Origin of the sequence: Streptomyces caniferus (assembly GCF_009811555.1) — a bacterium.
Classification (GTDB): domain Bacteria; phylum Actinomycetota; class Actinomycetes; order Streptomycetales; family Streptomycetaceae; genus Streptomyces; species Streptomyces caniferus.
In genome coordinates, this window is sequence record NZ_BLIN01000008.1 from 1 (window position 1) to 11,065 (window position 11,065).

The 11,065-nt window shown below is 72.0% G+C and carries 9 protein-coding genes and 2 pseudogenes; 5 read left to right on the forward strand and 6 right to left on the reverse strand.

The genetic code is table 11. From position 1 onward, the window contains the following. Positions 1-106: 106 nt before the first annotated feature. Both Scani_RS39615 and Scani_RS39620 read left to right on the forward strand, forming a co-directional pair. Entirely contained in the window at positions 107-2,269 is a 2,163-nt protein-coding gene (locus Scani_RS39615; protein ID WP_159482902.1) for a RecQ family ATP-dependent DNA helicase, read from the forward strand. Positions 2,270-2,486: 217 nt separating this feature from the next. Continuing rightward, positions 2,487-3,200 (forward strand): hypothetical protein, encoded by a 714-nt coding sequence (locus Scani_RS39620; protein ID WP_159469294.1) that lies wholly within the window; start codon positions 2,487-2,489, stop codon positions 3,198-3,200. A gap of 241 nt (positions 3,201-3,441) precedes the next feature. On the opposite strand, the gene Scani_RS39625 is transcribed toward Scani_RS39620, so the two are convergent. From Scani_RS39625 to Scani_RS39640, 4 genes are all read right to left on the reverse strand, one after another. Continuing rightward, positions 3,442-4,083, reverse strand: a complete 642-nt coding sequence (locus tag Scani_RS39625) for a hypothetical protein (RefSeq protein ID WP_159482903.1) — start codon at positions 4,081-4,083, stop codon at positions 3,442-3,444. 66 nt (positions 4,084-4,149) lie between these two features. After that, complete coding sequence (gene rnhB, locus Scani_RS39630) at positions 4,150-4,848, reverse strand: ribonuclease HII (protein WP_159482904.1); 699 nt, start codon at positions 4,846-4,848, stop codon at positions 4,150-4,152. A 352-nt stretch (positions 4,849-5,200) separates the two neighbouring features. Continuing rightward, positions 5,201-6,109 carry an ADP-ribosylglycohydrolase family protein gene (locus tag Scani_RS39635; protein WP_159469300.1) on the reverse strand — a complete coding sequence of 303 codons (909 nt, stop codon included), beginning with the start codon at positions 6,107-6,109 and terminating at the stop codon, positions 5,201-5,203. An 11-nt stretch (positions 6,110-6,120) separates the two neighbouring features. Further along, on the reverse strand, positions 6,121-6,780 hold the full coding sequence (locus Scani_RS39640; protein ID WP_159469302.1) for a histidine phosphatase family protein: 660 nt from the start codon (positions 6,778-6,780) through the stop codon (positions 6,121-6,123). A gap of 247 nt (positions 6,781-7,027) precedes the next feature. Here Scani_RS39640 and Scani_RS39645 point away from each other — a divergent pair, with 247 nt between their 5' ends. Next, positions 7,028-7,783 carry a TetR/AcrR family transcriptional regulator gene (locus tag Scani_RS39645; protein WP_246295428.1) on the forward strand — a complete coding sequence of 252 codons (756 nt, stop codon included), beginning with the start codon at positions 7,028-7,030 and terminating at the stop codon, positions 7,781-7,783. Positions 7,784-7,792: 9 nt separating this feature from the next. Here Scani_RS39645 and Scani_RS39650 read toward each other — a convergent pair. After that, positions 7,793-8,396: pseudogene (locus Scani_RS39650) on the reverse strand (YdbC family protein). Positions 8,397-8,465: 69 nt separating this feature from the next. Further along, positions 8,466-9,875, reverse strand: a pseudogene (locus tag Scani_RS39655) (amidase). A gap of 142 nt (positions 9,876-10,017) precedes the next feature. Here Scani_RS39655 and Scani_RS39660 point away from each other — a divergent pair. Both Scani_RS39660 and Scani_RS39665 read left to right on the forward strand, forming a co-directional pair. Further along, positions 10,018-10,605, forward strand: a complete 588-nt coding sequence (locus tag Scani_RS39660; protein WP_159469306.1) for a TetR/AcrR family transcriptional regulator — start codon at positions 10,018-10,020, stop codon at positions 10,603-10,605. 204 nt (positions 10,606-10,809) lie between these two features. Next, on the forward strand, positions 10,810-11,065 hold a 256-nt coding region (locus tag Scani_RS39665), incomplete at its 3' end, for a TerD family protein (protein ID WP_167538231.1).

Below are 11,065 nucleotides of genomic sequence, written 5' to 3' on the forward strand. Positions count from 1 at the left end.
CGGCCGCTGCGCCGCGACCCCTGTGGATAACTCTCGGGCGACGCAGTTATCCACAGCTTCGGGCGGGCATTCGCGCGTTGTCAGTGGCATCGGGTTGCATGGGGGCATGAGCAACGAAGATCTGCGTGCCGCAGCCGATGCCGTCCTGAGCCTCGTCGGGGATCCCGGCGGCGAGGCCAGGCTGCGCGAGGATCAGTGGCGGGCGATCGAGGCGCTGGTCGCCGACCACCGCCGCGCGCTGGTCGTACAGCGCACGGGCTGGGGCAAGTCCGCGGTCTATTTCGTCGCGACGGCGCTGCTGCGTGAGCGCGGCAGCGGACCGACCGTGATCGTCTCCCCGCTGCTCGCGCTGATGCGCAATCAGGTCGAGGCCGCCGCGCGGGCCGGGATCCGCGCCCGCACGATCAACTCCGCCAACACCGAGGAGTGGGACACCGTCCAGGCCGAGGTGGCGGCCGGCGAGGTGGACGTCCTGCTGGTCAGCCCCGAGCGCCTCAACAACCCGGACTTCCGCGACCAGGTGCTGCCCAAGCTCGCGGCGGCGACCGGTCTGCTGGTGGTCGACGAAGCGCACTGCATCTCCGACTGGGGCCATGATTTCCGGCCGGACTACCGACGGCTGCGCACCATGCTCGCCGATCTCCCGCCCGGTGTGCCCGTGCTCGCCACCACGGCCACGGCCAACGCGCGGGTGACCGCCGATGTCGCCGAACAGCTCGGCACGGGCGGGGGCTCCACCGAGGCACTGGTGCTGCGCGGGCCGCTGGACCGGGAGAGCCTGAGCCTGGGCGTCCTCCCGCTGCCGGACGCCGCGCACCGGCTCGCCTGGCTCGCGGACCATCTGCACGAGCTGCCGGGCTCGGGGATCATCTATACGCTCACCGTTGCCGCAGCCGAGGAGGTCACGGCCTTCCTGCGTCATCGGGGGCACACGGTCTCCTCGTACACCGGCAAGACGGAGAACGCCGACCGCCAGCAGGCCGAGGACGATCTGCTCGCCAATCGCGTCAAGGCGCTGGTGGCGACCTCGGCGCTGGGCATGGGCTTCGACAAGCCCGACCTGGGTTTCGTGGTGCACATGGGTTCGCCGTCGTCCCCCATCGCGTACTACCAGCAGGTGGGCCGGGCCGGCCGTGGGGTCGAGCACGCCGAGGTGCTGTTGCTGCCCGGGCGGGAGGACGAGGCGATCTGGAAGTACTTCGCCTCGCTGGCCTTCCCGCCCGAGGAGCAGGTGCGGCGGACGCTGGACGTCCTGGCGGCCGCCGGCCGGCCGGTGTCCCTGCCGGCCCTGGAGCCGCAGGTCGAACTGCGCCGCTCACGCCTGGAGATCATGCTCAAGGTGCTCGATGTGGACGGCGCCGTACAGCGCGTCAAGGGTGGCTGGACCTCCACCGGCCGCCCGTGGTCGTACGACGCCGAGCGTTATGCGTGGGTGACGCGCCAGCGCGAGGCCGAGCAGCAGGCGATGCGGGAGTACGCCACCACGACGGGCTGCCGCATGGAGTTCCTGCGACGGCAGCTGGACGACGAGGCGGCCGTGGCGTGCGGGCGCTGCGACAACTGTGCCGGGGCGCGGTTCACCACCGAGGTGTCCGCCGCAGCGCTGGAGGGGGCGCGCGGTGAGCTGGGACGGCCCGGGGTGGAAGTGGAGCCGCGGCGGATGTGGCCGACGGGCCTGCCGGCCGTCGGTGTCGACCTCAAGGGGCGTATCCCGGCAGGTGAGCTGGCCGCGACCGGCCGCGCACTGGGCCGGCTCTCCGATATCGGGTGGGGCAACCGGCTGCGCCCGATGCTCGCCCCGCAGGCCCCGGACGGCCCGGTCCCCGACGATGTCGCGGCCGCGGTGGTCACCGTGCTCGCCGACTGGGCCAAGGGCCCCGGTGGTTGGGCCTCGGGGGCGGCGGACGCACCGGCCCGCCCGGTGGGCGTCGTCGCGCTCTCCTCGCGCAGCCGCCCGCAGCTGATCCGGTCGCTGGCCGAGCGGATCGCCGCAGTCGGCCGCATGCCGTTCCTGGGCGCGGTGACCTCGGTGGACGACGGTGCCGACGGCAGGATTCCGCGCAGCAACAGTGCCCAGCGGCTCCGGGCTCTGGACGGTTCGCTGGGCGTACCACCCGAGCTGGCGCAGGCGTTGGAGTCGGCGGGCGGTCCGGTGCTGCTGGTGGACGACTACGCCGATACCGGCTGGACGCTGGCCGTGGCCGCCCGGCTGCTGCGCCGGGCGGGGGCAGCGGAGGTGTTTCCGCTGGTCCTCGCCGTACAGGGCTAGGGGCCGTACGGCACGCGGCGACGGGAAGGAACATTTGCCACTCCCCGGGCGATTCCGGTCACGGGCGGGAATTGCTCGTTGCCGCATGCCTGTACGACCGCGAGAATTGGAGTTGCTTCCCCGTACCGGCCGTCCGTGGTCAGGCAGGGCCATGCCGTGGTGCCCATCCGCGCCAGGCCGCCGCCCGACGTGCGGACGCGTAGACGATGGGAGGAACGTGACCTTCGGCTTCGCCCCGCCCCCGCAGGTGCCCCCGCCCACGTCCGCCGACTCCGCCGCACGACTCGGCCGCATGCTGGAGCCCGCCGAATGGGCCTCGGCCGGCATCCCGTTGCTGCGCAATCCCCGTGAGGTCGTCGCCGGCCTGCACGACCGTCACCGGCCGGTGCCGTCGACGGCCATCGTCGCAGTGCTCGACGTGCAGGAGCGGGTGACGGCCAGCGCCTCGTTCACGGAGCTCACGGCCGCTCCCGACGGCTGGGAGTTCCGCAATGCGCTCCTGGTGCATCTGCGCCGGGTGATCCCGCACGACCTGCGGCTGCGCGCCCCGGTCCGGACCGCCGTGCTGCTCTACTGCCGTGAGGGCGAGCCTTTGTGGACGGAGACGGACGGGGCCTGGATGTGGGGGCTGCGCGACGCCTGCACGCTGCACGGGCTCCGTTGCGGGGCATACATCACGCTGACCCCGGACCGCTGGCAGGTGCTGGGAGAGGGCCGGGGCGGGCGCCGCCCCAAACCGTCCACCGTGGACAAGCCCGTCACGGCAGCACGCCGGACGGGGGCGGAACGGATGGAGACTCGTCGCACGACGGCGGCGCGCCCCGAGGCGCCCCATACGGCCGCGCCTCTGCCCGCCGCACCGAACCGGTCGATGGCGCGGCGCACGGGAGGCGGCGCCCCGGAAGCCCATCGGCACACGGCCGCACGCTGAGCGGACCGGGCGGACGTACGCCCGGCTTCCGGCGGCAGAAGCAGGCACCTCGCCGGGCGTGCCATGACCCACGGCAGACGGCCCGCGCATCCCGGTGGTGGCAGAAGTCAGACGGTCACGACCGGCACACCTCCGCCTCTCCGCCGAAGCCCCCGGCCCGGCGTCCCGACCTCGTCCGGGCCGGAGCGCAAGCGAGCCCGACGGCCTTCGGGGCCGACGGGCTGTTGCGAACCGGAAGCGGTCAGGCGGGTGCTCCGAGAACGGTGTTGATCCGCTGCGGGTCGCCGCAGACGATCAGCAGCGTTCCGGCACGGGCCATCGCCGCGGGCAGCGCCTGCGCGGTGACCTCGTCCGTACCGCCGTTCATGGCGACGACCACGACGGGCCGGCCGGTGGCACGCTCGGCACCGGCGTCCGCGTAGAACACATCGTCCGCGGCGTCGTGTTGGGCCCAGTAGGACGCCTCGCCGAAGGACAGTTCATGCGCGGCCCACGGGTGCGTTTCACCGGTGGTCAGCATCAGGATGTCGCCCGGCGCACGCCCGGAGTCCAGCAGCAGGTCGACGGCCTCGTCGGCGGCGTCGACGGCGCCGGCGGCGGGTGCCAGCTGGAGCTGTGCTCCCGCGGCGGCGCCGGGCTGGCCGGCGGGCGGCTGCGGGGAGCTGGTGCGCTGCGCCGGCGGAGCGGCGACAGGACCACGCGGCGGGGCAGCAGGTCCGGGCTTGCCCGGACGGACACTGGACGCGGGGCCACGCGGCGGCGCGGGGCGGGGACCGGGACCAGGAACGGGACGGGGGGTCGGCGCGGTACGGCCGGCGGCCGGAGTTGCGCGGGGACCCGGGACACTCTCGTGAATCTGAGGCTCCTCGGGGATGAGAGGCATAAAGGGATGTCTATCAAACGTAAGTGCGGAACGCGTCATCGGGTACCGAATTGATGTGCGTACCGCTCAGAAATCGAAGCCGAGTTGGCCACCGGCTTCCAGAGCGGCTGCTTCGGGGGTGATGCGCGCCTTCTTCAGATGCCGCCAGCGGGGCAGGGCATCCATGTAGGACCACGACACTCGGTGGTGCGGCGTAGGACCGTACTCCTCCAGGGCAATGCGATGGGTCGGTGAGGGGTAGCCTGCGTTGGCCGCGAAGTCGAAGTCGGCGTAGACCAGGCCCAGTTCGGCCATCATCGCGTCGCGTCGCACCTTGGCGATCACGGACGCGGCGGCGACCGCGATGCAGGACTGGTCGCCCTTGATGACCGTGCGGACTTGCCATGGCGCGCCCAGGTAGTTGTGCTTGCCGTCGAGAATGATCGCGTCCGGCTGAACCGGCAGCGCCTCCAGGGCCCGGACTGCCGCGAGCCGCAGGGCCGCGGTCATGCCCAGTGCGTCGATCTCCTCGGGCGAGGAGTGCCCCAGGGCGTACGACGTGACCCACTCGCCGAGCACTTCGCACAGTTCGCGGCGCTTGGGGGTCAGCAGCTTGGAATCGGTGAGACCGTCGGGCGGCCGGCGCAGACCGGTGATGGCTGCGCAGACGCTGACCGGACCGGCCCAGGCTCCGCGCCCGACCTCGTCGATACCTGCAACGACCTTGGCGCCCGTCGTGGCGCGCAATGATCGCTCGACGGAATGGGTGGGGGGCTCGTACGGCATGGCGCCAGCAAGGTTACGCCTATTCGGCTCAGCCGTCCGCACCGGATCCCCACCTGGTGGGAAACGGTGCGGGCAGCCGCATGAGCAGCATGCGAACGGGACCCGCCGCTTCCGCTACCGATGGGTATGCGGAAGCTGGATCAGGCGAGGCGCGGCCGGCGCCGGAGGCTGCCGTTCCCTCGCCCCGAGCGGAGCCGTGCGGGGTGAAGTAGCCGCCCGAGGCCGGTGGTTGGAGGACGCCCGGAAGACGGCAGCGGACCGCAGCGGACGGATACGGCGGATGGGCGCGACGAACAGGCGCGAGCACGCCGCAGCGGGCGGGATGGGCGCGGAGCGAGGCGGTGGCCGTGCGTCAGTCGGCGAGGGTGGGTGTCCAGGACGGGAGCGGCTCGGTGCCTTCCAGCCATGCCTCAGGAGGGTGGCCGGCGTGCCCGGCGGCGACGATGCCGCCGACGATGGCGCACGTGGTGTCCACATCGCCGCCCGCCTGAGCAGTGGTCCAAAACGCCCGCTCGTAGTTGCCCAGATGCCGGGCCGCGGCCCAGAGCGCGAAGGGCACCGTGTCGTGGGCGCTGGTGCGCCGTCCACAGCCCAGGACGGCGGCGACGGTGCTGGAGTCGGCGTAGTCGAGCATGTCGCGGGCGCGGCGCAGTCCGGCCTGCACGGCGCTGCGCGGGATCAGCTCCAGCACACCGTCCAGCAGCTGTTCGGGGCCGGTGTCACGGGCCGGGTCGGCCACCAGGGCGGCCGCGGCGGCGACGGCCATGGCGCCGACGACGGCCTCACGGTGCTGATGGGTGGTGTAGGCGGAGATCTCCGCCTGGTGGGTGGCCTGCTCGGGGTCGTCGGCGTACCAGGCGCCGAGGGGAGCGATACGCATGGCCGCTCCGTTGCCCCACGAGCCCTGACCGTTGAAGAGTCCCGATGCCAGCTCGCGCCAGTCCCCGCCCTCGCGGATCAGCCGCAGCATCCGATTGACGGCCGGGCCGTAGCCGCGGTCGAAGTCATGGCGGTCGGCGAAGGAGCGGGCGAGCGCGTCCTGATCGATCCGGCCGTGGGCGGTGAGCACGGCCAGGACGGAACAGGCCATCTCGGTGTCGTCGGTCCACTGCCAGGGGGAGGGAGGCAGCTCGCGGCGCTTGAGGGAGGGGTAATGGGCGGGGACGAAGAACTGGGATCCGAGCGCATCACCCACGGAGAGGCCGCGCAGGCTCGCCAGAGCTCGCGCACAGCGGTCTGCGTCACGGTGGTCGGGGGTCATCGCTGTGCACTCTAACCGGTGACGCCATAAGACTCGGGTACACACCAGCGCTCGAAGGGCCGGTCCAGGCTGTAGCGGCCGTCCGGACCGAGCAGCAGGATGCGCCGCTCCGCGTTGTCGGGGTTGGACAGCGACTCGAAGTCGGCCACCGTCCAGTGGAACCACCGCATGCAGAACAGTCTCATGGTGAGACCGTGCGTGACGATGAGGACGTTCGGCGGGTGGTCCGGGTCCTCGAAGCTGCGCCACAGGCTCTCCAGGAACGCCCCGACCCGGTCGTAGACATCGGCCCCGGACTCGCCCTGGGCGAAGCGGTAGAAGAAGTGACCGTAGGCGTCCCGGTAGGCCTTCTGCCGTCGCACGTCGTCGCGGTCCTGCCAGTTCCCCCAGTCCTGCTCGCGCAGCCGGGGCTCCTCGCGCACCCGGACCCTGGCGGGATCGAGGCCGAGTTCGCGGAAGGTCTGGTGGGTTCGGCGGTAGGGCGAGACATAGGCGGAGACCCGTTCCTCGCCGAACATCTCGCGCAGCGGACCGCCGGCTTCCTTCGCCTGCCGCAGCCCGGTCTCGGTGAGGGAGAGCGCATGATCGGGCTCCCGCTCGTACACGGTGTCATCGACATTCCCCGCCGACTCTCCATGGCGGATGAGGACGATGCGTCGGGGCCGAGCCATGCCGCCAGCCTAAATCGCCCGCTTTGTACATGCCGCACGCAGTCAAGGGACCACAGCAGGACGGCGAGCCTCGCCGCGACCCCGGCAAGGCCACGGCGGCACGCGGCGGGCAGCGACCGACCGCGGTGCCGACCGGCATCGCGTAATGAGTTCCGAGCGGACATTCCCCCTCCTCACGCAAATGCAACCCTCGTCGCATTACGATGAGGATGACACGGGCAACGCACTAATGCAACAGGAGTAGCAATTGTCTGACGAGACGGTGCACGAGAACGGGCGCGGGACCGGTGAGACCACGCCCACCCCCGGCACCCGGCGTCCGGGCGGCCGTACCGCCCGTACCCGTGCCGCCGTCCGCGACGCCGTACTGGCCGGGCTCACCGAGCACGGTTATCCGGGCTTGACCGTCGAATACGTCGCGGCCCACTCCGGGGTGCACAAGACGACGCTGTATCGCCGCTGGAAGGACGTGGAGGGCCTGCTGGCGGACGCCCTCGACCTCGCGGGCGAGGACAGCTGGACCCCACCCGACACCGGGTCCCTGGAAGGTGATCTGCGCGCTCTGGCCCGCGAGGTCGTCGTGTCCTTCACCGACCCCGCGGTAGCCGCGTCGGGCTCCGCGATGATCGCCGCCGCCTTCCACTCGGAGCGGGCGGCCGTGGCGCTGCGTGACTACTACGCCGAGCGGTTCGCGCGCTGCGAGGTACTCGTCGAGCGGGCCGTCGAGCGCGGGGAATTGCCGGCGACGCCGGGCTCCGCGCCCGATACCCCGGAAGCCGGCCCGCCACATTCCGCTTCCGGCACCACCGCAGCCGGTGCCATCGACGCCGGCGCACTCGCCCGCGCCGTCTCCGCGCCGCTCTTTTTCCGCCTGTTCATCACCCGGGAGCCGGTGGACGACGCCCTCGCGGACCAGGCCGCGGCGGCCGCACTGGCCGCGGCCCGCGCCGGGGCGTTCACCACCGGGAGTACGGCCGGCACCTCCCCCGGCGCCGCCTCCTGACCACTGTCCTCACACCGTCCACGACGGTTCGAGCTGCACCACATCGCCCGCGATCGCCCTGACATCGGCGGCTATCTGGGCCCGCAGCGCCAGCCGCTCCACCCGTTCGGGCCGGTACTTCCCCCGCTCGGCCGCCGACTGCCACATCGACAGCACCAAGAACTCCTCCCCCGGAGCCCGTCCCAGCATCCCCCGCAGCATTCCCGGCGAACCCGCCATGGCGGGGTTCCAGACCTTCTCCTGCATCAGCATGAAGTGATCCACCCGGTCCTGGCGCACCTGGCAGTGCGCCAGCCGCAGCACATCCACGTCGGCGAACGACGGACGGAAGCCCACCTTCACATCAAACTCGTGCTCGAAGAGCCGCACTTGGGCGTCCTTGAACATGCCGGCCTGGGCGGCCGCCAGCCGGGTGGGAGCGCGCCATGAAGGAGTCGTAGAAGGCCCGGCTCTCCCAGAAGGCCACCAGATGCGCCACGCCCGGCCGCCCACGGCTCCACCCCCCGCCCTGCCCTCGGAACCCCGGCTCACCCAGCAGCCCCGCCCATTTCCGCTGCCCCCGCTCGAACCCTCGACGGTCCACAACGGTGAGGCGAATCCACTTGACCAGCACCGCGCCATCGTACGGCCCAGGGGCGAGCCGGGATCACTGCGCGTCACCTTCCGAACGGCCCGAACTTCCTTACGGGCGCGGGTCGATCGGCGCGAGAACACCCAGCCGCCGCTCCACCGCCTCGGCCGCCTCCAGGCACAGGTCCTCCCGGTAGGAGCGCCCGATCAGCTGCACGCCGTACGGGAGCCCCTCCACCACCCCGGTGGGGACGGCCACCGCAGGCACACCGACGAAACTGGTGGCGGTGCAGAGCCGCAGGGCACGCTGTATCCGCTGATGGCTCTCCTCGTCCCGCAGCTCCTCCCCGGGTGCGAACGGCGGATCGGTGAACACGGGCGCCAGGACGAGCGGATACTCCTCCAGGAACACCGCCCAGTCCCGCTGGAGCCCCATCCGCACCCCGGTGAGCCGCAGGTACTCCGCCAGTTCCACGGGGCGGAACGTCGCCATCGCCCGCTCGATATAGCGATGGCCGCCCTCCCCGAGCAGCGGCTTGACCACCGGCCAGGTGGTGGCGAACTCCGTGACCGTCATCCGGCCGTAGGCGTCGAGGGCGTCCTCCAGCCGCGGTACGTCCGCCACCTCGCACACTCGTAGCCCGCGTCCCGGAGCGCCTCGGCCGCACTCTGCACGGCCCGGCGCACCACGGGGTGCACCCCGTGGCCTCCGGGGTCGGTCACCATCGCCACCTTCAAGGGGCGTCCCAACGGCTCCCCGTAGGGCGGCACCGGAACGGCCCGCGGGTCGCGCGGATCGGCCCCGGCCAGCACCTCGTACGCCAGCCGCAGATCATCGACCGTACGGGCCAGGGGGCCGTCGACCACGAGGACCTGTGCGGCGAGGGACGGGTCGTCGGGCCCGAGGCGGTGATCGGCGGCGAACCGCCCGTAGGTCGGCTTCAGCCCCGCGACGCCACAGAAGGACGCGGGAAGCCGCACCGACCCTCCGGAGTCGTTGCCGAGGCCGAGCGGGGCCATGCCGCTCGCCACGGCCGCGGCGTCGCCGCCACTGCTGCCGCCCGGTGTGACCGCGCGGCTCCAGGGGTTCACGGTGTCCCCGAACAGCTCGCTGCGGGTATGGATCCCGGCGAGGATGAGCGTCGGGATGTTGCTGTGCCCGATCGGGATGCCCCCGGCCGCGCGCAGCCGCGACACCGGGGGCGCATCGCAGTGCGCGACAGCGTTCCGGAAGCGCTTCGCGCCGTAGGTCGTCGGCACCCCTCGATGGCCGTGGTCTCCTTCACGGTGAACGGCACCCCGGCCAGCGGCCCCAGCCGCTCCCCGCCGCGCGTCCGCGGTCGGTCCGCGCCGCCTCGTCCAGTGCCCGCTCGGCGAGGAGCTGGGTGACGGCGTTGACGGCCGGATTGACCTCGGCGATCCGCGCCAGATGCGCCTCGGCCAGCTCCACCGCCGACACCTCGCCGGTACGCACCGCCGTCGCCTGGGCCCGGGCCGTCATTTTCCACAGCGTGTCGCGCATGTCCCCACCCTCTTGTGCTCCTGGACGGCCCCCACGCGAACCGCTTCAGGCCGTCTTCGCATTTTTCCGATGCGCTTGCATCGGTTCAGTGATCGTAACCTGATTACCGATACGAACGCATCGAAAAAACGGAGTGCGGGGCATGCCCAAGCAGGTCGACCACGAGAGCCGGCGCCGGCAGATCGCCGATGCCGTGTGCCAACTCGCCGACGAGAGCGGGCTGGAGGGCGTCACACTCCGCGACGTGGCGGGCCGCGCGCAGGTGTCCATGGGGGCCGTCCAGCGCTGCTTCGGCACCAAGGAGGAGATGCTGGTCTTCGCGCTCGGCCAGATCGGCGAGCGGGTCGCCACACGGGTGTCGGCCCGGCTCACCGCATCGCCCGCCCAGTCGGCCCGTACAGCGCTGGGGCACGCGGCGACCGAGGTGTCGCTGGTCCACGAGGAGCACCGCGCCGAGGCACGGGTCTGGCTGGCCTTCGTGGCACAGGCCGCGGTCAGTCCGCCGCTGGCCGGAATTCTGCGCACCAACTACGCACACCTGCAGGTGCTGTTCGCGCGGCTGATCGCCGAAGCCTCCGACACCCCCGACCCGGACCGCGCGGCCCGCACCCTCCTCGCCCTGGCCGACGGCCTCACCACCCACGTCCTGATCGGCCACCTCTCCCCCGCCGAGGCGCTGGACGTCCTGGACGGCCAGCTCCGCCGCCTCTGGAACGAGCGGGCGCACTGAGCGGACCCTGCGACCACAACACCGCGCAGGGCACTTTCAAGCCACCGCAGGCCGAGCCAAACCGTGGGTGACCAGGGCCAGTTCGCCCCGCCCAGGGGCCGCCGGGCGTGGCACGATGGTCAGTCAACGGGAAGTCCCGGGGAGGGGTCCGCGTGCCCGCGTGGACCGCGCCGCGTCCCCGGGAGATGACGGGAGGGAAGTCCGGTGAGCACGTTCAACAAAGGGATCGAGAAGGTCGAGGTGACGCTCAAGTGGGATCCCAGCCCCCTCGGGACGCCGGACAATGACCTCGACATCGTCGCGGCGACGTACACGGCCGACGCGCCGCACGGCGATCCGGCCTATCTGGTGCACTTCGACAGCCGCTCGCCCGACGGGACCATCACCCTCAACCGGGACAGCAGGACCGGCCAGGGGTTCGGCTTCGACGAGATCATGACCCTGGAGCTGGACCGGCTGT